Here is a 20,149-nt window from a genome sequence, read left to right on the forward strand (position 1 = left end):
TCCGCATGTCACATTGGGAAAGGTGTTCCATGCCACAAGTTTCTAACACCTCATTTACAACGACCGTTTCATCAAACGCCATGGCTGTGGTCGATTATCTGTCCAAAAGCATGATGTCGGCGCTGCCCTTTATTGTCTGCGCGGCGTTGTTTCGCACCGTCGCCGTCATTATGGGCGAAGGCATGCTGGGCCTGTGGTCTGTCGATTCCGAAATCTATCGCCTGTTCTACAGTTGGCTCTATAACGCCGGCTACTACTTCTTGCCCATTTATCTTGGTTGGGCGGCCGCCCGCCAGCTCGGTTGCTCGGAGCAGCTGGGCATGATGCTGGGCGGCGTATTGATTGCGCCCGATCTGCTCAAGCTTGTCGATGCCGTATCGACGACGGGGGCATCGATGACTTCCGTGTATGGTCTGCTTCCCGCGCCGGTCAATGATTACACGACGACTGTTATTCCGGTTCTCATCTCGGTGCCCGTGCTATGGCGAGTGGAGTGTTTCTTTCGACGCGTTATCCCTAAGGCCGTGGCGTTTTCGTTCGTTCCGTTTGCGACCATGCTTGTCATGGTTCCGGTTTCGCTGTGTATCACGGCGCCGGCGGGCAGCTATCTGGGCATGCTGTTGGGCCAGCTTATGTTTATGCTTGGCAATTCCGGTGGCATCGTGTCGCTGCTCACGCTCATGGGGCTTGCCGCGGGCTGGGAGTTTCTTAAGATTGCGGGCGTCAGCAACGTTGTCCTATCGCTTGCGTACGCGCAGTTTATGAGTGTAGGAACGGATTCGTGCATCCTGATCGCCGCGACGATGGCAACGTTCGCCGTTTGGGGCATGCCCTTTGGCGCGTCGCTCCGCGTTGCGGATAAGGACGAGAAGGCGCTCATGCTGGGCTATTCGATCTCGGGCGTGCTTGGCGGCGTAAGCGAGCCGGCGCTGTACGGTTGCGGCTTTAAATATGGCAGGTGCTTGACGTGCATGGCCATTGGCGGCGCCGTCGGAGGACTTGTTGCTGCCGTGGGCCACGTTACGGCCTATACCATCGGCATGACGAATGTCCTCATGGTCATTGGCTTTGCCACGGGCGGTATTTCGAACCTGCTCTGGTGCTGTGCTGCCGGCGGTGTGGCATTTGCGGTGTCTGCGGCGCTGAGCTACTGCTTTGGCGTGGTGTCGACGAAGGTGCAGGCGGCAGAAGACGAAGCCGATTCGCCCGAAACGATGACGAGCGTTGTCGAGGCGGACGCATAAGCCTGTGCGACAAAGGACGATTTCTTTGTCATATTCCAAGGCCGTGGCCCGTGTGGGTTGCGGCCTTTTTGTATCTGGAGGACAAAGTGGCTACACTACAATCCGTTTGAGCAATAGATATATAGGTAGTACCGTGGGGGCGGATGTAGATGGTCGAGTGGATTGTTCGTCGTGCGCAGGGCGACCGTGCGCGCGTGGGCACGTTGACGGGCGTGGTGTGTATTCTCGCCAATGTGGCACTATGCGCTGCGAAGGGCGCAATTGGCGTGCTGTCGGGATCGGTTTCGATCGTGGCGGATGCCATGAACAACCTGTCCGATGCCAGCTCGAATATCGTGAGCGTGCTGGGCTTTAAGCTGGCGAGCAAGCCGGCCGACCCCGAGCATCCTTACGGACATGGCCGCTACGAGTATCTCTCGGGTCTGGTCGTGGCGGCGCTCGTGCTGCTGATCGGCCTCGAACTGGTGAAGTCCTCGGTTGAGCGCATCATCCACCCCGAACCTGTCGAGTTCTCGCTTGCCCTGGTGGCAGTTCTAGTGCTTTCGATGGTCGTAAAGCTCTGGATGGCGGCCCTCAACCAAAAGCTCGGTGACCGTATTGAGTCCGATACGCTGCATGCGACCGCGCAGGATTCCAAGAACGATGTCCTAGCCACGGGCGCCGTGTTAGCGTGCGCAATTGTTTCGCAGGTGACGCACATCAATCTTGACGCATGGGTCGGCCTTGCCGTTGGCGCCTATATTGGCTGGAGCGGCTTTGAACTCATCCAGGATACGGTGAGCCCGCTTTTGGGTCAGTCGCCCGATCCTAAGCTGGTCAAGCACATTCGAGACAAGATCATGAGCTATCCCGGCGTTTTGGGCGTTCACGATCTGATGGTTCACGACTACGGCCCGGGCAGGAAGTTCGCAAGCGCTCACGCTGAGATGGCAGCCGAGGCCAGCCCGATGGAAAGTCACGACACGCTCGATAACATCGAGCAGTCGTTTAGGGACGAGGACGGCATGATCGTCACGCTTCACTACGACCCCATCGTGACCGACGATCCAAAGGTGGCGAGCATGCGCTTGCGCATTCACGTCATGGCCCAGGAGATCGATAGCCGCCTCTCGATTCATGACCTGCGCTGCGTGCCGGGTCCTACGCACACCAATGTGATTTTCGACTGCGTGCGCCCCTCGGATTTGCAGATGAGTGCCGAAGACTTAAAGCACGCGTTGGCGAAACGTGTCGAATCGGAATATCCCAAGTCGGTCGCAAAGATTACGATCGACGAGGACTATGTCGGCCATACCCACGAGTAGAGCTGTGCCGGCAAAGCAACTGATGCAGAAGGGGAGAGCATGAAGCGCCTATACCTACTCCGCCACGGCCAGACGGAATTCAATGTCAAAAAGCTCGTCCAGGGTCGCTGCGATTCACCGCTCACCGATTTGGGCCGTCAGCAAGCCGGGATGGCAGCCGCATGGCTCAAAGCCCACAACGTCGTTCCCGACAAAGTGGCCTCATCACCCTTAGGCCGAGCCATGGACACAGCTCAGCTCGTCGCATGCGAGCTCCTCGGCCCGGACGCAGCAGTCGAGCCCTGCGAAGGCATTATCGAGCGCTGCTACGGCACCTTCGAAGAAGGCCCCCACGACGCCCTGCCCACCGATGTCTGGGATCCGGGCGAGGACCTGGTCCCCTTCGGAGGAGAAGGAAGCCGCGCGCTGCAAGAACGCATGGTAGGCGCCCTCTCCAATCTCATGGGCGCCGAGGGCATCGAAACCCTCCTAGCAGTAAGCCACGGCAGCGCCAGCCGCCAATTCATCAAGGCTGCAGCTCCAGAGGGCTTCGAGCTCCCAACAAAACTCCCCAACTGCGCCATCATGATCTTCGATTTTGACGAGGAAAAACTACAAGCAGAGGGCGAGCCAATGCAATGCAAGTTCACCCTCCAGCAAATAGTGGACCCTCAACAAAGTAATTAGCTGAGCGAGCAGAGTTAAGCAGACATCAACGTGTCGTCTCCCGAGCTTTGGCGGAGGGGCGGGGCCGAGAGTAGTTAAGGTTGTCGCGAGTTCCGCACGAACAGGAGAGCACTTAATGTGCTCTCCGTCGTGAGCAGGACTGTAGAGCAGCAACCTTAACTACTCTCGGCCCCGCCCCTCCGCCAAAGCTCGGGAGACGTGCCACGCACTTTACCTGCGTAAACAATGTGAGTGAAATATGAATCTCGATGGATACGCCCGCAGCCGTGTATACTAAACAGCTGTGTGTAACCAGGGGAGTATTCTGGCTGGACAAAATGCCTGCTTAATAGGGTTGTCAGGTAGTCCGGACGCAATACAAGGTTGGGGAGCACGTCGTGTAAGTAGTGGTCCTCTAGGGGCGTACGCTCGGTGGTGTACGCATTGTCCCAAGACCACGCGAGAGTTGGGATCATATCTTGATCAGCATGATTCTCGGCCGCAAGATTGGCATGACCCAGGTTTGGGACGAGGACGACAACGTCGTTCCCGTCACGGTCATCCAGGCTGGCCCCTGCGCTGTCTCGCAGGTTAAAACTCAGGCAACCGACGGCTATGACGCCGTCCAGATCGGTTTCGGCGACATCAAGGCCAAGAACGTGAACAAGCCCATGGCTGGTCACTTCGCCAAGGCCGGCGTCGAGCCTGTCCGCTTCCTTCGTGAGGTCCGCGTCGAGAACGGCGAGGAGCACAAGGTCGGCGAGGTCGTCACCGTCGCTGATTTCGCTGATGTCGAGAAGGTCGACGTCATCGGTACCTCCAAGGGTAAGGGCTTCCAGGGTCGCATCAAGCGCTGGGGTCAGCGCCGCGGTCCTATGACGCATGGTTCTCACTTCCAGCGTCACCCCGGTTCTATCGGTCAGTGCGCCTATCCTGCGCGCGTCCTCAAGGGCGTCAAGATGGCCGGTCACATGGGTAACGAGCGCGTTACCGTCAAGAACCTTTCCGTTGTCCGCATCGATGCCGAGCAGAACCTCATCTTGGTCAAGGGCGCTGTCCCGGGTGCCAAGAATGGTCTCGTCGCCATCCGTATGGCCTAAGGGCCCAGCCCATTTAGCCCAGCGTCATACCAAGGAGAACACTTAAATGGCAAAGTTTGAAGTAAAGAACAGCGAGGGCAAGAAGGTCGCCGAGGCCGAGCTCGCCGCTGAGGTGTACGGCATCGAGCCGAACATCCACGTTATGCACCACATCGTCAAGTGCCAGATGGCCTCTTGGCGTCAGGGCACCCAGTCCGCTAAGGGCCGCTCTGAGGTTTCCGGTGGCGGCAAGAAGCCTTGGCGTCAGAAGGGCACCGGCCGTGCCCGCCAGGGTTCCATCCGTGCTGCCCAGTGGCGTCACGGTGGCGTTGTCTTCGCCCCCAAGCCCCGTTCTTACGCTAAGCGTATGAACAACAAGGAGGTCAAGCTGGCTATGCGCTCCGCGCTGTCCGCCAAGCTGGCCGAGGGCGAGCTCGTGCTCGTCGACGACTACGGCTTCGAGAAGCCTTCCACCAAGGCTGCCGTTGCCATGCTCAAGGCTCTCGGCCTTGAGGGCAAGCGTCTGACCATCATCGTTCGCGATGAGGACGTCAACGCCTACCTGTCGTTCCGCAACATTCCCAAGACGTTCATCATCACCGCCGACGAGGCCAACACCTACGATCTCGTCAACAACAACGCTGTGCTGATGCCCGCCGACATCGCCGCTCACTTCGGGGAGGTGCTTGCTTAAATGACCGCCCACGAGATCATCATCCGTCCGATCGTGTCCGAGCGTTCCTTCTCCGGTATGGAGCAGAACAAGTACACGTTCGAGGTCGCCAAGGATGCTAACAAGTATCAGATCAAGGATGCCGTCGAGGAGATCTTCGGCGTCAAGGTCGTTCGCGTGAACACCCTGACGGTCAAGCCCAAGACCAAGCGCGTGCGCTATGTCGCCGGCAAGACCCGTTCTTGGAAGAAGGCCATCGTCACGCTGGCCGAGGGCGACACCATCGAGGTCTTTGGCAACCAGGCCTAAGACTCGCTGCTGTTGAGTGAGCTCATGCCTCCCAAATAGGGGAGGCGAGAGCTCAAGGTTTTGGGCGTATAAAATGGACACGCCCGGAACCGTGTATACGTCCGGTGTCATCGCACCCGAGGCAGAACCTCGAATCCCTGTCTGCGATGGCTAACGGATTCCTATTGAAAGGGATTGTAATGGCTGTAAAGCACCTTAAGCCGACCTCCGCTGGTAGGCGTTGGCAGACGATCTCCGACTTCTCCGAGATCACCTGCACCAAGCCCGAGAAGTCTCTTCTCGAGCCCCTGCCCAAGAAGGCCGGTCGTAACAACAACGGCCGCATCACCACCCGCCACCAGGGCGGCGGCGTGAAGCGTCGTTACCGCGTGATCGACTTCAAGCGCAACAAGGACGGCGTGCCCGCCAAGGTTGCCACGATCGAGTACGATCCGAACCGTTCCGCTCGCATCGCTCTGCTGCACTACGCTGACGGTGAGAAGCGCTACATCCTGGCCCCCAAGGGCCTCGAGGTCGGTCAGACCGTCATGTCCGGTTCTGACGCCGACATCAAGCCGGGCAACGCTCTGCCCCTCGCCGACATCCCCGTCGGTACGCTCATCCACGCCGTCGAGTTCCAGCCGGGCAAGGGCGCTGCTATCGCCCGTTCCGCCGGTAACTCCTGCCAGCTGATGGGTAAGGAGGGCAAGTACGCCATCGTCCGTATGCCTTCCTCCGAGATGCGCCGCATCCTCGTTACCTGCCGCGCCACCGTCGGTGAGGTCGGCAACGCCGATCACGCCAACATCGTCATCGGCAAGGCCGGCCGTAAGCGTCACATGAACGTGCGCCCGACCGTCCGCGGTACCGTCATGAACCCTGTCGACCACCCGCACGGCGGTGGCGAGGGCAAGAACCACACCTCTGGTCGTCCCTCTGTTACCCCCTGGGGTAAGCCGACGAAGGGCCTTCGTACGCGCAAGAAGAAGAAGGTCTCGAACCAGCACATCATTCGTCGCCGTAAGAAGTAATTTCGGATACCGAGTTTTAGGAGAAAGCACTTATGAGCAGAAGTCTCAAAAAGGGCCCGTTCGTGGAGACTCGCCTTCTCTCGCGTATCACCGCGATGAACGAGGCTGGCAAGAAGGACGTCGTGAAGACCTGGTCCCGCGCGTCCACCATCTTCCCCGAGATGGTTGGTCACACCATCGCCGTCCACGACGGCCGCAAGCATGTGCCCGTGTATGTTACCGAGTCCATGGTTGGTCACAAGCTCGGCGAGTTCGCGCCGACTCGTACGTTCCGTGGCCACAAGGCCAAATAGGGGGTTAACCGTAAATGGCAACTAAGTCTATTGAAACTGAGGCCACCGAGGTTCGCGCCGTCGCTAAGTACGTGCGTGTTTCCCCCAGCAAGGCCCGCCTGGTGGTCGATCTGATCCGCCGCAAGCCTGTCGCTCAGGCCTTCGACATCCTCCACTTCTGCGACCGCGCCGTCGCCGTGGATGTCGAGAAGGTTCTCCGTTCCGCCGTTGCGAACGCCGAGAACAACAACGGTCTGCGTGCCGACAACCTGGTTGTCGCCGCTGCCTATGTTGACGAGGGTCCGACGCTTAAGCGCATCCGTCCCCGCGCCAAGGGTTCCGCTTCTCGCATTCTGAAGCGTACTTCCCACATCACCGTCGTCGTTGCTCCTCGAAAGGAGGCGTAAAGCTGTATGGGTCAGAAAGTCTACCCCACCGGCTTCCGTCTTGGCATCACCGAGAACTGGCGCTCCCGCTGGTTCGCAGAGAAGGATTACGCTAAGACCCTCGGTAACGATCTCGAGATCCGCAAGTACCTCGAGAAGCGTCTTTCCCGCGCAGCTGTCTCCCGCGTCGAGATCGAGCGCGCTGGCGACAAGGTGAAGGTCATTATCCTCACCGCTCGCCCCGGCGTTGTCATCGGTAAGAAGGGTGCCGAGATCGATACCCTCCGCACCGAGCTCGAGAAGGTCGCTGGCGTCTCCAAGGGCCAGCTCTCCGTCGACGTTGTCGAGATCAAGCGCCCCGAGCTCGACGCCAACCTCGTTGCTCAGTCTATCGCCGAGCAGCTCGAGGGCCGCGTTGCCTTCCGTCGCGCTATGCGCAAGGCTGTCCAGTCCGCCCGCAAGGCCGGCGCTAAGGGCATCCGTATCCAGTGCTCCGGTCGTCTCGGCGGTGCCGAGATGGGCCGTCGTGAGTGGTACCGCGAGGGTCGCGTGCCTCTGCACACCCTCCGTGCTAAGATCGACTACGGCACGGCTGTCGCCAGCACCACCATGGGCGCTTGCGGCGTGAAGGTCTGGATTTACCTGGGCGAGAAGCTCCCGGGCCAGCCTGTTCCCAACCCTGCACTCGAGGGCTCTTCCCGTCCTCGTCGTCGTAACTCCGAGAGGAGGGGTCAGTAGTGCTTGCCCCTAAGCGTATTCTTCACCGCAAGGTGCAGCGTGGCTCCATGAAGGGCCAGGCCAAGGGTAATACCGAGCTGCATTTCGGCGAGTTTGGTATCCAGGCTCTCGAGGCCCATTGGATCACCAACCGTCAGATCGAGGCCGCTCGTATTGCCATGACCCGCTACATGAAGCGTGGCGGTCGTGTCTACATCACGATCTTCCCCGATAAGCCCATCACCAAGAAGCCTGCCGAGACTCGCATGGGTTCTGGTAAGGGTAACCCCGAGGAGTGGGTGGCCGTCGTCAAGCCCGGCCGCATCATGTTCGAGGTCAAGGGTGTTCCCGAGGAGGTCGCTCGCGAGGCTCTGCGTCTTGCGCAGCACAAGCTCCCCATCAAGACCAAGATTGTTGCTGCCAAGAACGCTGAGCAGCGCATCGAGAAGGAGATGGCTGAGGAGGCCGCTCTCGAGGCCAAGTGGGCTGCTGAGGACGCCGCCGCCGCCAAGGAGGAGAACTAATGAAGCCCGCAGAGATTCGTGAGCTCTCGGACGCTCAGCTCGTTGAGAAGCTGAAGGAAATGCGCGCCGAGCTCTTTAACCTTCGTTTCCAGATGGCCACCAGCCAGCTGGACAACACCGCTCGCGTCAACACCGTGAAGAAGGACATCGCTCGCGTCCTCACGGAGCAGCGCGCCCGCGAGATCGCAGCGGAGAAGTCCGCTGTCGCCGAGTAGGACCTAAGGAGAGAACATGACTGATTCGCGTAACTCGCGTAAGGTCCGTACGGGTGTCGTTACCTCCGTCTCCGGTGCCAAGACCATTGTTGTCACCATCACCGAGCGCAAGCGTCACCCCAAGTACGGCAAGATGATGACCAGCTCCAAGAAGCTGCACGCTCACGACGAGGAGTGCACGGCTGGCGTGGGCGATACCGTCCGCGTTATGGAGACCCGTCCTATGTCCAAGATGAAGCGTTGGCGCCTCATCGAGGTCGTCGAGCGCGCTAAATAAGCAGTCGCTCTTACGACTTGTACGTTTCCGAAGATGTGCGTATGCCTGGCTTGCATACCACGGGCCGTATAAAGGCTGCGCACCTCTCTTCGGTTCTTAGTTCGGAGGAACATCTACCATGATTCAGATGCAAACCATGCTGAACGTCGCCGACAACTCCGGCGCTCGCAAGATTCGCTGCATCAAGGTGCTTGGCGGTTCCAAGCGTCGTTATGCAGGCATCGGCGATGTGTTCATCGGTGCTGTCCAGGAGGCTACCCCTGGCGCCAACGTCAAGAAGAAGGACGTTGTCCGTTGCGTCGTCGTTCGCACCGTTAAGGAGATCCGCCGCAAGGATGGCTCCTACATTCGCTTTGATGAGAACGCCTGCGTTGTCATCAACAACGATGGTTCGCCCGTCGGCACCCGTATCTTCGGGCCCGTCGCTCGCGAGCTTCGTGACAAGAAGTACATGAAGATCGTCTCGCTCGCTCCCGAGACCCTGTAGTTAGGGGAGATATATGTATATCAAGAAGGGCGATAAGGTCCAGGTTCTCTCTGGTAAGGATCGCGGCAAGCAGGGCGTTGTCCTGCGTGCTCTCCCCGCCGAGAACAAGGTCGTTGTCGAGGGCGTTTCGGTCGTCAAGAAGGCCGTCAAGCCCAACGCTGCCAACCAGCAGGGCGGCATCGTTTCGCAGGAGGCCCCCATCGATGCCTCCAACGTCAATCTCGTTTGCCCCGAGTGCGGTAAGGTTACCCGCGTCGGTCACGAGAAGGACGGCAAGAACAAGCTGCGCGTCTGCAAGAAGTGCGGCCACAAGTTCTAAGCTGCCCGCAACATCAAGTTGCTAGCAAAGGCCCGGATGCCACGGCACCCGGGCCTTTTTCTATCCCTACTCATTAGGGATACTCATTGGGGACAGACTTAAATGAGTACCCTAACTGGGTAAGCATAAATGAGCGGGTTGTGCTGTATAAATTGCTTGTGTGCGCGTTTATGCGCGTTAGATTGCGTTTAATTACGCAGCTATGCGTATATATGCGCCGTTTACGGGGTAATAATGACCGTTTAGCGGTGAGATACGCAAAAACGCGCACAGACGTGCGTGTTTGTGCGAATATAGAGCTGTCAGAAATGCAAGACGTTCTATGACACAGGAGACACATAATGGCAGATTCCAAGCAGGCTCCACTCGACGCCGCGGCAGCCGCCAAAGCAGCATTTGCTTCGGTCCAGGACAAGCCGTTCCCTAACGACATCTTTACGGCTCCCGAGCTCCGTTGGGCTGTGATCGGTTGCGGCGTTATTGCCAACCAAATGGCCCAGTCCCTCGCGCTGGCCGGCCGCAAGCTTGCGGGCGTCGCCAACCGCACGCTGTCCAAGGCCCAGGCTTTTGCTGAGCAGTATGGCATCGAGAAGGTCTATGAAACGGTTGAGGACCTCTATGCCGATCCGGATATCGACGCCGTCTATATCACCACGCCGCACAACACGCATATCACCTATCTGCGTGCCGCGCTGGCCGCCGGCAAGCACGTGCTCTGCGAGAAGGCCATTACCCTCAACTCTGCCGAGCTCGACGAGGCCCGTACCATCGCCGACGAGCACAACGTGGTCCTTATGGATGCTACCACGGTGCTCCACATGCCGCTGTATCAGGAGCTGCGCCGTCGCATGGATGCGGGCGACTTTGGCCGCATGAACCTCGCCCAGCTCAACTTTGGCAGCTATAAGGAGTGCGGCGACCTGACCAACCGCTTCTACAACCGCAGCCTTGCCGGCGGCGCCATGCTCGATATTGGCGTGTATGCCCTGTCCGTCATGCGCCTCTTTATGGCAAGCCAGCCCGCTGAGGTCGTTTCGCTGGGCAATACCTGCGAGACTGGCGTTGACGTCGCAGGTGGCATTGTCTGCCGTAACGCCGAGCAGCAGCTGGGCGTCGTGAGTCTTACGCTCCACTCCAAGCAGCCCAAGCGCTCGGTTATCAGCTTCGACAAGTGTTATATCGAGGTCAACGAATATCCGCGTGCTGACCATGCGACCATCGTGTGGACTGCAGACGGTCACCGTGAGGAGGTCCACGCCGGAACCGAGGCCTACGCACTGTGCTACGAGATGGCCGACCTGGAGAAGGCCGTTGCCGGCGATGATTCGAAGCGCGAGCTTCTGGGCTATGCTTCCGATGTTATGGAGCTGATGACCAAGCTCCGCGCCGATTGGGGAGTCGTGTACCCCGAGGAGGAGTAAGCGATGCTTGCGGAAGATAGGCTCAACGCGATCGTGTCAATGGTGCAGCAGGCTGGCTCGGTTACCGTGCCGGAGCTTGCTGAGGCCCTGGGCGTGACGGCGTCTACTATTCGGCGCGACCTGCAGACGCTCGACCGAGCACACCGTATCGCCAAGGTGCACGGAGGTGCGACAAGTCTGGAGCGCGCGCACGTGACGCGCGACCTGACGATCAACGAGCGCAGCGATCTCCATAATGATGACAAGGAGCGCATCTGCGCCCGTGCGGCGGCGCTTGTGGAGCCCGAGAGCTTTGTGTACATCGATTCAGGTTCGACGACGCTTAGGCTCATCGAGCATCTTCCGCGCCTTGAGGGCGTCACCTATGTGACCGACTCCGTGCTCCATGCTCAGCATCTCGCTCTGCGCGGCATGCGCACCGTGGTGCTGGGCGGCGAGCTCAAGCCCGAGACCGAGGCGCTCGTTGGCCCCGATGCCTTGGCAACCCTGGACCATTACAACTTCAACTGCGGCTTTTGGGGTTCTAACGGCATTGCCGCCGAGCAGGGCTTCACGGCGCCCGATATCGAGGAGGCGCAAGTAAAGCGTATCTCGATGCGCCATACCGCCAAACGCTTCGTAATCTCGGACGCCAGTAAATTCGGCATGGTGGCGCCCGTCAAGTTCGCGGACTTCCGCGACGCAACGATTATTACCGCGGGCGAGGTGCCAGCCAAGTACCAGTCGATGGACAACGTCATCACGGTCTAGCGACAGGGCAAGGTCAAAACCATTTAGGTTCCTCAATAGAAAAGCGGCAACACCCTCGATGGGCGATGCCGCTTTTGTTGTCTACCGGTTTTGTCTAAGTCTGTAACAACTAGACCGTTAAAAGTGGGCTAGGTGCTACAGATTGAGATACTTCCGAACCGCGCCGTCCCTTTGTCTCAATCTGTAACATCTGGGACCGATTTTGCCGAGTTATTGTTACAGATTGAGATTTTCCCTTAAGGGGGATTCGAATGTCTCGATCTGTAACAGATAGACCGGAAAATGGGTTCTAACTGTTACAGATCGAGACGTTTTGGGACCGCGGCTGAGCCATTGGGGCAAAACCACCACAAAGGTGCCTGTCCCCATTGTGGTGGTTTAGGGTTCCCAGGGGCAGGGGGCTTCGATGTAGATGTGCTCGCCGGTTACGGGATGCGTAAAGGACACGCTGTGGGCATGGAGCATGAGGCCGCAGGGGCGCGGCGTGCCATAGAGCTCGTCGCCTACCAGGGGATGACGCTCGCTCGCCAGGTGCACACGGATTTGGTGTTTGCGGCCGGTGAGCAGCTCGACATCGATATACGAGCGTGTGGGCAGGCCACGACGGCTCTTAAGGCGCTTGAGCACCTTTACGCGCGTCTGAGACGGCTTGCCGCTGGCACCGACGCGCATCTTGCGACTGTCGTGGCGGTCGCGGGCGATGGGCTTGTCGATGAGCTTTTCGTTCCAGTCGATTTTGCCCTCGGCAAGCGCCAGATAGTGCTTTTCGAAGGCGTGATCGATGACCATCTGATCAAAAGCAGGCTGCGTCTGCTTGTCGAGCGAGAACAGCACCACGCCGGTGGTGTTGCGGTCCAGGCGGTTGAGCGGCTGCATGTCAGTCGCGGCAAAACCGTCGCCCATGGCCAGCAGCAGGTCGCTGGCGTAGTCGGTAAGTGTACGCTCGCCGGTGCCGTCACCGTGGACGATCATGCCGGCGGGCTTATCGATGGCCATAAGCCAGGCGTCGCAGTAGAGGACTTGAGGTTCTTCGTTCACGTGTAAGCCTTTCGGTTAGCTAATTCCCACAAACATGCAGCCCGAGGTCGCCCCGCGCAGGCGGGCGGCGGGCTTGCGGCCGGCTTGAGCTGCCTCAATGGCGCGGCGGACGCGAGCGACGGCACGGCCAATCTCATCGGCCTCGAGCAAGGTTCCGTCGACCATAAGACGGCGCACGCCGGCATCGAGCAGTTGTGGAACCTGTGGCGTGAGGTCGATAGGGTAGGCATCGTACAGGCGCGAACGGCCGTGGATGTCGGTACGCACCGGCATGACCTTGCCGTCGATATTCTTGAGCGACAGCTTGCGGGCGCGCAGACGGCAGCTGGCACAATCGTGGATGCAACCGTTGGCCACCTGCAGGATGCAGTGCTCGCTCGTCATAACGCGCGGGCGGCCGAAAACGGTGATGCCCAGGGCTGCGGGCGCGGAGGTGCCAAGCGAGACGATCTCGTCGAGCGTGATCTCGGGCGAGAGCCAAAACGCCCCGGCCCCGCGCTCGGCGAGTGCCTCCATGCAAGGCGTGTTGTGCACGGGCAGGCAGGATCGAATTTCGGCCGTGGCACCAACTTGGGCGGCCAGGGCGAGCTCAGAGATGTTGCCAATAGCGACCGTGGCACCGGCAACAATCCACGGGTCGACGCGTACGTGGTCAGCGGCGCGGCAGACCTCGTCGAGTACGGGTACGATGCCCTGCTCAAACGCATCGGCGGGGGAGAGCTCGGCCGCATCGAGCGCGTCGGTAGTCATGTAGACGCGCGTTGCACCCTCGGCACGAGCTGCCTCGGCGGCCTCGAGCGAGCTGACGGTGGCGCAGATCTGCGGCTCATCGCGGTAGTGCTCGGGCGCGGGGTGGGAATCACTGGTGACAATCGCCGGCAGCTCGAGTGTGCGGGCGCGCTCGTCATACGGCGCCAGAATGGCCTCCTCGAGCGCCTTGCAAGCGGCGGCGCGCACTTTATGTACGGCGGAGAAACCCATGCCGCAGCCCTCATCGAGGGCCACGTCAAAGCTCGCGGCCTCAAAGGGAGAGGAGCCCATGCGGCCTACATGCTCAACCAGATCGGACGCCTCGACGGCGCGGGTCTTGGCACCCTCGACGGTAAAGCCCGTGGCTGTAGCCGTAAGCGAAGGGTCGTCGCAGCAGGTGAGCGTCACGGTAAACGGCTCGCCCAGACGCGCCACAACGGACACGTCTACGGCGCGGCGGCGCAGCACATCGCGCTTGAGCGCGGCGCCGGCGGCGTCGATGGCACGCTGGCTGCGGATGACGCGCACGCGGCAGCCCTCGGGCATGCTGCGGGGCACGCGGCACTCGATGATGTCGCCGGCAGCGGCATCATCGGCGGCAATGGTGGTCAGGAACTGGTCAAACTCGTTATCGTGGCGAAGCTCCAGCAGGTCGCCCTTGCCCACGGGCTCAAACAGCTCAATGCGGGCGATGGCGGCGCGGCGACGGCGGTCGTCGGGCTTGAGTCCGCGTACATCGCGGTTGGCCAGACGGCTGCCCAGCACCGTGCCCACAATCTGGCCGCGGTTGTTGGAGCGCTCGTAGCTCATCATCTCGTCGCCCGAGGTGCCATCCTGGTAGGCGTGCGTAAAGTCGCGATTAAAGCAGCGCTTGAGCTGGCGCTGGCGGGCTGCCTCTTCATCCTTGGAGGTCGAAACATCGGCCAGCATGTCATCAATCTGATGACGATACACATCAACGATGGAGTACACGTAATCGGGCGCCTTCATGCGGCCCTCGAGCTTGAGCGACGCGGCGCCGGCGTCATACAGACGGCGAACAAGCTGTGAGGTGTTGGTGTCGCGCGGGCATAGCGCACGCTCGCGGCCGGCGGGGGAGAGCGCGCGGCCGTTCTCGTCGATCAGCTCGTAGGGCAGGCGGCAGGGCTGAGCGCACATGCCGCGGTTGGCCGAGCGGCCCGCCATGGCAAAGCTCGAAAGCAGGCACAGGCCCGAGTAGCAAAAGCAGATGGCGCCGTGGCTAAAGACCTCCAGGTCCACATCGGGCGCAGCATTATGAATGACGGCAATCTCGTCGATGGAAAGCTCGCGCGAGAGGGTCACGCGGTCGGCGCCCTGCTCGCGGCACCAAAGGGTTCCGCGGTCGTCGTGGACGTTTGCCTGGGTCGAGATGTGCGTCTCGATGCCGGGCATCGTGCGCTTGACCTCAAAGAACAGGCCCCAGTCCTGGATGATGAAGGCGTCGGCACCCAGTGTGGAGCAGCGATGGATGAGTTGCAGCGCATCGCCCATCTCAGACTGCTTGATGACGATGTTGACCGTGACGTAGACGCGCGACCCGGCCAGGTGTGCAGCACGGCAGGCCTGCTCAAAGGCCTCGTCGGTAAAGTTGGTGGCCTTGCGTCGGGCGTTGAAGCTGCCCATGCCGCAGTAGATGGCGTCTGCCCCGGCGGCGAGTGCGGCGGCAAAGGGCTCAGGCCCTCCGGCGGGCGCCAAAAGCTCGGGTCTGCGGTTGGTGGTTCGACTGGCGGTTGCGGTCATATCCTGCCTTTCAAAATGCTCAGATACTCAAAAGTATAGTGGTGCTGTTGCGGCGGACGAGCCCTGTGGCCCAAGCAGGATAAAGTCTTCAGCAGCCCTTGCAGCAAAAACGATCCGTTTCCCTCCGTCCCCTATGGATCACCTGATCGGCTGGGGACGGAGGGAAACGGATCGTTTTGAGTTTCACCGTCCGGTCGTGCCGTTCAGCGGCCGACAGGTGCCGTTGGGCGATAAAATATTCTCGCAACGTGATAATAATCTTGCATCGCGCGGAAACCTTGAGTACTATCCCAATCAAGCGCGGTGTTCAGACCGAATTGTGCCTCCCGGTGTGAACGCCGCGCTCACGCTCTCTCAACTGATCGTAAGGAGATAAACATGAGCAAGACCGTCGTGTCTTCCGATAACGCACCTGCAGCCATCGGCCCGTATTCCCCCGGCATCCAGGCCGGTAACATGGTGTTCCTGTCCGGCCAGCTGGGTATCGATCCCGCAACCGGCAAGATGCCCGAGGGCGTCGAGGCCCAGGCTAAGCAGTCCCTTGCTAACGTCGAGGCCCTGCTGACCGCTGCCGGCGCCACCTTTGCCGATGTCGTCAAGACCACGGTCTACCTGGCCGACATCGCCGACTTCGCTGCCGTGAACGAGATCTACGCTTCCAAGTTCGAGGCTCCGTTCCCCGCGCGCAGCGCTTTCCAGGTTGCCGCCCTTCCGGCCGGCGGTCTGGTCGAGATCGAGGTCGTCGCCGCTCTCTAAGGCGTTGACAACAACTAAACATGACATGCAAAAAGACCCTGCAGTGCGAGCTGCAGGGTCTTTTATCAAGCGATGCGACAAAAATAATCCGTTTCCCTCCGTCCCCAAGGGATCACGTTTAGCCTTCCTTGCGGACTTTTTGCAGGTAGCGGTAGACGCTGGGCTCCGAGATGCCCAGCGCGGTGGCGGCGCAGGCCACGGCGCCCTTGAGCATGAATACCCCGTTGCCGTTGAGGTGGCGAATGACGTCCACGCGGTCGCTCTGACCAAGCGACGCTACATCCAGCCCGCGCGCGCTCAGCAGCTCGGCAATACTGCGGTCGATGAGCTCCTGCGTGGACTCCGAAAGGCTTTCGACCTCGATAGACGCGGGCTCCGTGCGCGTCGGCGCCGCGTCGAAGCATGCCATGAGCTGCTGTGCCATGGCGTTGATGGAGCGCACGGTCGAGAGGTCGGTGTTGACGCAGAGCATACCGACGATCTCGTCACCCTCACGGATAAAGTACGTCGCCGACTCCAGCGTCTTGCCACCGGCACCGCGCCCCTCATAGCCCGTAATAAACGGCAGGTCGCGATACTTGGGGTCGTGCATGATCTTGAGCGCCAGATCGGTGGCGGGACCGCCGACCTTACGGCCGCTTACGATGCCGTTGCGAATATCGACGATGGCGTGGTCGGGATCCGAGAAATCATGCAGCACGATCTCGCTGTTTTTGCCGAGTATCTGCTCCAGGAAATCGACCATCGGCAAAAAGCGACGTACGGTCTCGTTCACGGGCAACTCCTTTGGGTGAAATCGGAAATGTTCATAACAATTTTTTCTCATGGTAACACGGTGTCTATTGACTCGTGTATTCGCAGGTACATTGCGTAATACAGACGAGCGGTAGGAATTTGGCGGTAAACGGTCGACCAAAAGAAAAGTTATATGTTATTTTGACCAGACACTTTTCTGACCTGCGGAAATGCGTTATCTCAGCTGAAGAATAGTCTGATAACAAAAAATTATTATTGAGAATGAGAATCATCTTTAATACGATATGCAACGAAGGCACAACCTCAACCCCGCACTGCGTCACAATGGAGCGTTAGATGCGAAAACAACTATTTCGAGGATTGGTGGTCAAATGACCCAGGAGACGGTTACGAACGGCACTGAAGCCCTGTTCACTCGCGAAGGCATGCCTCCCGTTAAGGAAATGATCCCGTGTGCCCTTCAGCACGTACTGGCATCGTTTGCCGGCATCATTACCCCGGCGGTCATCATGGCCGGCGTCTACGGCTTTAATAGCCAGCAGAGCACCGACATCATCCAGGTTGCACTCATTCTTTCGGCAATCGACACGGCCCTTCAGGCCTTCGCTCCCTTCCGTCGTATCGGCGGCGGCCTGCCCATCGTCATGGGCGTTTCGTTCGCGTTCCTGCCGGCCCTTCAGGCCATGGGCGCCTCGGGCTTTAGCTTTGGCGCGCTGCTGGGCGGCGAGATCGTCGGCGGCGCCGTTGCGGTCCTCTTTGGTCTGGCCTACAGCAAGATCAAGTGGCTGTTCCCGCCCGTCGTGACCGGTACGGTCATCTTCTCCATTGGCGTCTCTCTCTATCCCACGGCCGTCAAGTACATGGCCGGCGGTATGGGTACGCCGCTGTGGGGCACCCCGCAGGCCTGGTGCGTTGCTCTTATCACCTTCGCCGTGGTCTTTGCGCTCGCCAACTTTGGCAAGGGCACGCTCAAGCTGGGATCTGTGTTCTTTGGCATGATCGTTGGCATGATCGTCTCCATCCCCTTTGGCATGATCGACTTCTCCAGCGTCGCTACCGCCCAGGTCTTCGCCCTTCCCAAGCTCATGCCCTACGCACTCGAGTTTGATCCCGAGGTCTGCATTACCCTCGCTGTCGTGTTCCCCATGGTTGCCATCCAGGTTATCGGTGACGTTTCCGCCGCCTGCCTGGGCTCCATCGACCGTATGCCCACCGAGCGCGAGCTCTCCGGCGCTATCGTGTCCCAGGGCCTCACCTCTATGGTCGGCGGCCTGCTGGGTGGTCTTCCCACCAGCGCCCTTGGCCAGAACGTGGGCATCATCTGCTCCAACAAGGTCGTCAACAAGTGGGTCTTTGTGATCATCGCGGCCGTCTTTGCCATCGCCGGTCTGTTCCCGCAGCTCTCTGCCGTGCTCTCCGCCATCCCGCAGCCCGTCATCGGCGGCGCGACCGTCGGCGTCTTTGGCACCATCACCATGAACGGCGTGCGCATGTTCACCCGCGAGGGCCTCACGCAGCGTACTACCACCATCGTCGGTACCTCCGTCGTCTTTGGCCTGGGTATCTGGATGGCCAGCGGTTGCCTTGCCGGCGAGGGTATGCCCACCTGGGTGTCCACCGTCATCGGCTCCAACGCCGTGACCCCCACTGCCATCATGGCCATCGTGCTCAACCTGATCCTTCCGCAGACGCCGGTCGTGGCTCAGCACATCGATGCCGCCAAGGATGCCGCTGTTGATCTGGTCCTGCCCGAGAGCAAGAAGTAACCAATTCGGTGCTATTCGCCGGCGGATGCATCGCCTCGTCCGTCGGCGCCATGCGGCGCCAAGCCGCACTTCAAAGGGCTTGTCCCTTTGGTGAAGCGTTGACGGGAGAGGGCCCGTTTCCGGTGTAGGCCGGCGCTTCGCACTTCCGCCATGTCAGAGGTGTCAAACCCCGCCTCTGATGTCGAAGGGAGCATCCATGCTTCTGGTCGCTAACGGTTCCGTCTTTACCCGCAACGCTCAGACTCCGTTTATTCCCAACGGTGCGGTCGCCATTGACGGAGATACGATCGTCGAAGTGGGCCCCGAGCGCGAGCTCAAGGCCAAGTACCCGGATGCCGAGTACGTCGACGCCCGGGGCAACCTCATCATGCCCGGACTCATCAACTGCCACACCCACATCTACTCGGGTCTGGCCCGCGGCCTTGCCATTAAGGGCTGCAACCCCACCAACTTCCTGGAGAATCTTGAGCAGCAGTGGTGGAAGATCGACGACAACCTGACGCTCGACGGCACCAAGGCCAGCGCCTATGCCACGATCTTGGACTCCATCCGCGATGGCGTCACCACGATCTTCGATCACCACGCGAGCTTCTGCGAGATCCCGGGAAGCCTCTTTACCATTAAGGACGCCGCTCAGGAGCTGGGCATGCGTTCGTGCCTGTGCTACGAGGTCTCCGATCGCCGCGGCCAGGAAAAATGCGACCAGGCCATTGCCGAGAACGCCGAGTTCGCCCAGTGGGCCGCCAAGGAGCGTCGCGATAACGACAACCACATGATCGCCGCCATGTTTGGCGGTCACGCCACCTTTACGCTGTCGGACGAGACCATGGACAAGATGGCCGAGGCCAACAACGGCCTGACCGGCTTCCACATCCACGTGTGCGAGGGCATGAACGATGTGTGGGATTCCCGCCTCAACCGCGGCGGTATCAGCCCCGTCGAGCGCCTGCTGCAGCACAACCTGCTCGGTCCCGACACCATGCTCGGCCACTGCATCCACGTGACGCCCGCCGAGATGGATATCGTCAAGGAGTCCGGCGCCTGGCTGGTCAACAACCCCGAATCCAATATGGGCAACGCCGTGGGCTGCGCCCCCGTGCTCGAGTTCTTCCGCCGCGGCATCCCCGTGTGCATGGGCACCGACGCCTACACCCACGATATGCTCGAGAGCCTCAAGGTCTTCCTGATCATTCAGCGCCACAATGCCGCCATGCCCAACGTGGGCTGGTGCGAGGCCATGACCATGCTGTTCGAGAACAACGCCAAGATGGCCAGCAAGTACTTCGATCGCAAGCTCGGTGTGCTCGAGGCCGGCGCCGCTGCCGACGTCATCGTTATGGACTACAAGCCCTTTACGCCGCTGAGCGAGGAGAACATCGACGGCCACATGCTCTTTGGCATGATGGGCAAAAACTGCCGTACCACCATCATCAACGGCAAGGTTCTGTACAAGGATCGCGAGTTCGTTGGCATTGACGAGGAAAAGATCAACGCGTGGACCATGGCTGAGTCCAAGAAGCTCTGGAGCACGCTCAACGATCGCACCTACTAATAACAAGTAGATTAACGCGCGTCGGATGTTTCGCCGCATCCGACGCGCGTATAGGCGACCTCCGCGGGGTCGCCGGCGCTGTGCTAGCGCTACACCGTATTTGCGCCCGCCGCGCGGTCTCGCCGGGCGTTACAGAGA

The 20,149-nt window shown here is 60.1% G+C and carries 22 protein-coding genes and 1 pseudogene; 20 read left to right on the plus strand and 3 right to left on the minus strand.

Going from position 1 to position 20,149, the window contains the following annotated elements; genetic code table 11:
- Positions 1-29 precede the first annotated feature (29 nt).
- The 17 genes and pseudogenes from ACEXKH_RS00090 (at position 30) to ACEXKH_RS00170 (ending at position 11,632) form a co-directional block, all read left to right on the plus strand.
- Positions 30-1,244 (plus strand): PTS transporter subunit EIIC, encoded by a 1,215-nt coding sequence (locus tag ACEXKH_RS00090; RefSeq protein WP_373572638.1) that lies wholly within the window; start codon positions 30-32, stop codon positions 1,242-1,244.
- Positions 1,245-1,393: 149 nt separating this feature from the next.
- Positions 1,394-2,548, plus strand: a complete 1,155-nt coding sequence (locus tag ACEXKH_RS00095; RefSeq protein WP_373572639.1) for a cation diffusion facilitator family transporter — start codon at positions 1,394-1,396, stop codon at positions 2,546-2,548.
- A 39-nt stretch (positions 2,549-2,587) separates the two neighbouring features.
- Complete coding sequence (locus ACEXKH_RS00100) at positions 2,588-3,214, plus strand: histidine phosphatase family protein (RefSeq protein WP_373572640.1); 627 nt, start codon at positions 2,588-2,590, stop codon at positions 3,212-3,214.
- A 458-nt stretch (positions 3,215-3,672) separates the two neighbouring features.
- Positions 3,673-4,293, plus strand: coding sequence for a 50S ribosomal protein L3 (gene rplC / locus ACEXKH_RS00105; protein ID WP_035137484.1), 621 nt, complete (start codon positions 3,673-3,675; stop codon positions 4,291-4,293).
- 46 nt (positions 4,294-4,339) lie between these two features.
- Positions 4,340-4,966, plus strand: a complete 627-nt coding sequence (gene rplD, locus ACEXKH_RS00110) for a 50S ribosomal protein L4 (RefSeq protein ID WP_373572641.1) — start codon at positions 4,340-4,342, stop codon at positions 4,964-4,966.
- Positions 4,967-5,254, plus strand: a complete 288-nt coding sequence (gene rplW, locus ACEXKH_RS00115; RefSeq protein WP_006235033.1) for a 50S ribosomal protein L23 — start codon at positions 4,967-4,969, stop codon at positions 5,252-5,254. It abuts the gene before it with no gap.
- Between the two features lie 179 nt (positions 5,255-5,433).
- Positions 5,434-6,264, plus strand: a complete 831-nt coding sequence (rplB, locus tag ACEXKH_RS00120) for a 50S ribosomal protein L2 (RefSeq protein WP_117583062.1) — start codon at positions 5,434-5,436, stop codon at positions 6,262-6,264.
- A gap of 32 nt (positions 6,265-6,296) precedes the next feature.
- Positions 6,297-6,557 (plus strand): 30S ribosomal protein S19, encoded by a 261-nt coding sequence (gene rpsS / locus ACEXKH_RS00125; protein ID WP_006235035.1) that lies wholly within the window; start codon positions 6,297-6,299, stop codon positions 6,555-6,557.
- A 14-nt stretch (positions 6,558-6,571) separates the two neighbouring features.
- Complete coding sequence (rplV, locus tag ACEXKH_RS00130) at positions 6,572-6,943, plus strand: 50S ribosomal protein L22 (protein ID WP_006235036.1); 372 nt, start codon at positions 6,572-6,574, stop codon at positions 6,941-6,943.
- 6 nt (positions 6,944-6,949) lie between these two features.
- Complete coding sequence (rpsC, locus tag ACEXKH_RS00135; RefSeq protein ID WP_006235037.1) at positions 6,950-7,660, plus strand: 30S ribosomal protein S3; 711 nt, start codon at positions 6,950-6,952, stop codon at positions 7,658-7,660.
- Positions 7,660-8,076, plus strand: a pseudogene (rplP, locus tag ACEXKH_RS00140) (50S ribosomal protein L16); the annotation flags it as partial. The gene rpsC and the pseudogene rplP, both read left to right, overlap by 1 nt.
- An 86-nt stretch (positions 8,077-8,162) precedes the next feature.
- Positions 8,163-8,378, plus strand: a complete 216-nt coding sequence (rpmC, locus tag ACEXKH_RS00145; protein ID WP_006235039.1) for a 50S ribosomal protein L29 — start codon at positions 8,163-8,165, stop codon at positions 8,376-8,378.
- A gap of 16 nt (positions 8,379-8,394) precedes the next feature.
- Positions 8,395-8,655: a 30S ribosomal protein S17 gene (gene rpsQ / locus ACEXKH_RS00150; RefSeq protein WP_006235040.1), complete on the plus strand. Its 261-nt coding sequence runs from the start codon at positions 8,395-8,397 to the stop codon at positions 8,653-8,655.
- Positions 8,656-8,773: 118 nt separating this feature from the next.
- Entirely contained in the window at positions 8,774-9,142 is a 369-nt protein-coding gene (gene rplN, locus ACEXKH_RS00155) for a 50S ribosomal protein L14 (RefSeq protein WP_006235041.1), read from the plus strand.
- Positions 9,143-9,155: 13 nt separating this feature from the next.
- Positions 9,156-9,461 (plus strand): 50S ribosomal protein L24, encoded by a 306-nt coding sequence (gene rplX / locus ACEXKH_RS00160; protein WP_006235043.1) that lies wholly within the window; start codon positions 9,156-9,158, stop codon positions 9,459-9,461.
- 341 nt (positions 9,462-9,802) lie between these two features.
- The gene (locus ACEXKH_RS00165) at positions 9,803-10,882 is read left to right on the plus strand and encodes a Gfo/Idh/MocA family protein (RefSeq protein ID WP_373572642.1); all 1,080 of its coding nucleotides are present in this window, start codon (positions 9,803-9,805) and stop codon (positions 10,880-10,882) included.
- A 3-nt stretch (positions 10,883-10,885) separates the two neighbouring features.
- Positions 10,886-11,632: a DeoR/GlpR family DNA-binding transcription regulator gene (locus ACEXKH_RS00170; protein ID WP_373572643.1), complete on the plus strand. Its 747-nt coding sequence runs from the start codon at positions 10,886-10,888 to the stop codon at positions 11,630-11,632.
- A 378-nt stretch (positions 11,633-12,010) separates the two neighbouring features.
- Here ACEXKH_RS00170 and ACEXKH_RS00175 read toward each other — a convergent pair whose 3' ends face one another.
- On the minus strand, positions 12,011-12,670 hold the full coding sequence (locus ACEXKH_RS00175) for an RluA family pseudouridine synthase (RefSeq protein ID WP_373572644.1): 660 nt from the start codon (positions 12,668-12,670) through the stop codon (positions 12,011-12,013).
- A 15-nt stretch (positions 12,671-12,685) separates the two neighbouring features.
- Positions 12,686-15,181 (minus strand): U32 family peptidase, encoded by a 2,496-nt coding sequence (locus ACEXKH_RS00180; protein ID WP_373572645.1) that lies wholly within the window; start codon positions 15,179-15,181, stop codon positions 12,686-12,688.
- 378 nt (positions 15,182-15,559) lie between these two features.
- Between ACEXKH_RS00180 and ACEXKH_RS00185 the strand changes: the two genes are divergently transcribed.
- Complete coding sequence (locus ACEXKH_RS00185; RefSeq protein ID WP_055285184.1) at positions 15,560-15,937, plus strand: RidA family protein; 378 nt, start codon at positions 15,560-15,562, stop codon at positions 15,935-15,937.
- A gap of 118 nt (positions 15,938-16,055) precedes the next feature.
- On the opposite strand, the gene ACEXKH_RS00190 is transcribed toward ACEXKH_RS00185, so the two are convergent.
- Complete coding sequence (locus tag ACEXKH_RS00190; RefSeq protein WP_373572646.1) at positions 16,056-16,712, minus strand: helix-turn-helix transcriptional regulator; 657 nt, start codon at positions 16,710-16,712, stop codon at positions 16,056-16,058.
- Between the two features lie 352 nt (positions 16,713-17,064).
- Here ACEXKH_RS00190 and ACEXKH_RS00195 point away from each other — a divergent pair, with 352 nt between their 5' ends.
- Entirely contained in the window at positions 17,065-18,459 is a 1,395-nt protein-coding gene (locus tag ACEXKH_RS00195; RefSeq protein WP_035137475.1) for a uracil-xanthine permease family protein, read from the plus strand.
- Positions 18,460-18,655: 196 nt separating this feature from the next.
- Positions 18,656-20,011: a putative aminohydrolase SsnA gene (gene ssnA, locus ACEXKH_RS00200; protein ID WP_373572647.1), complete on the plus strand. Its 1,356-nt coding sequence runs from the start codon at positions 18,656-18,658 to the stop codon at positions 20,009-20,011.
- Positions 20,012-20,149 lie beyond the last annotated feature (138 nt).

The sequence above is a fragment of the Collinsella aerofaciens ATCC 25986 genome, from assembly GCF_964259375.1.
In the GTDB taxonomy this organism is placed as follows: domain Bacteria; phylum Actinomycetota; class Coriobacteriia; order Coriobacteriales; family Coriobacteriaceae; genus Collinsella; species Collinsella aerofaciens_BO.

Excerpts from the sequence above, each read along its gene's own strand:
- rplW (WP_006235033.1), top strand. The coding sequence starts at position 4,967 with ATGACCGCCCACGAGATCATCATCCGTCCGATCGTGTCCGAGCGTTCC.
- rpsS (WP_006235035.1), top strand. The coding sequence starts at position 6,297 with ATGAGCAGAAGTCTCAAAAAGGGCCCGTTCGTGGAGACTCGCCTTCTC.
- rpsQ (WP_006235040.1), top strand. The coding sequence starts at position 8,395 with ATGACTGATTCGCGTAACTCGCGTAAGGTCCGTACGGGTGTCGTTACC.
- ACEXKH_RS00165 (WP_373572642.1), top strand. The coding sequence starts at position 9,803 with ATGGCAGATTCCAAGCAGGCTCCACTCGACGCCGCGGCAGCCGCCAAA.
- ACEXKH_RS00170 (WP_373572643.1), top strand. The coding sequence starts at position 10,886 with ATGCTTGCGGAAGATAGGCTCAACGCGATCGTGTCAATGGTGCAGCAG.
- rpsC (WP_006235037.1), top strand. The coding sequence starts at position 6,950 with ATGGGTCAGAAAGTCTACCCCACCGGCTTCCGTCTTGGCATCACCGAG.
- rplD (WP_373572641.1), top strand. The coding sequence starts at position 4,340 with ATGGCAAAGTTTGAAGTAAAGAACAGCGAGGGCAAGAAGGTCGCCGAG.
- rplN (WP_006235041.1), top strand. The coding sequence starts at position 8,774 with ATGATTCAGATGCAAACCATGCTGAACGTCGCCGACAACTCCGGCGCT.
- ACEXKH_RS00095 (WP_373572639.1), top strand. The coding sequence starts at position 1,394 with ATGGTCGAGTGGATTGTTCGTCGTGCGCAGGGCGACCGTGCGCGCGTG.
- rplV (WP_006235036.1), top strand. The coding sequence starts at position 6,572 with ATGGCAACTAAGTCTATTGAAACTGAGGCCACCGAGGTTCGCGCCGTC.
- rplX (WP_006235043.1), top strand. The coding sequence starts at position 9,156 with ATGTATATCAAGAAGGGCGATAAGGTCCAGGTTCTCTCTGGTAAGGAT.
- ACEXKH_RS00090 (WP_373572638.1), top strand. The coding sequence starts at position 30 with ATGCCACAAGTTTCTAACACCTCATTTACAACGACCGTTTCATCAAAC.
- ACEXKH_RS00100 (WP_373572640.1), top strand. The coding sequence starts at position 2,588 with ATGAAGCGCCTATACCTACTCCGCCACGGCCAGACGGAATTCAATGTC.
- rpmC (WP_006235039.1), top strand. The coding sequence starts at position 8,163 with ATGAAGCCCGCAGAGATTCGTGAGCTCTCGGACGCTCAGCTCGTTGAG.
- ssnA (WP_373572647.1), top strand. The coding sequence starts at position 18,656 with ATGCTTCTGGTCGCTAACGGTTCCGTCTTTACCCGCAACGCTCAGACT.
- ACEXKH_RS00180 (WP_373572645.1), bottom strand. The coding sequence starts at position 15,181 with ATGACCGCAACCGCCAGTCGAACCACCAACCGCAGACCCGAGCTTTTG.
- ACEXKH_RS00185 (WP_055285184.1), top strand. The coding sequence starts at position 15,560 with ATGAGCAAGACCGTCGTGTCTTCCGATAACGCACCTGCAGCCATCGGC.
- rplB (WP_117583062.1), top strand. The coding sequence starts at position 5,434 with ATGGCTGTAAAGCACCTTAAGCCGACCTCCGCTGGTAGGCGTTGGCAG.
- ACEXKH_RS00195 (WP_035137475.1), top strand. The coding sequence starts at position 17,065 with ATGACCCAGGAGACGGTTACGAACGGCACTGAAGCCCTGTTCACTCGC.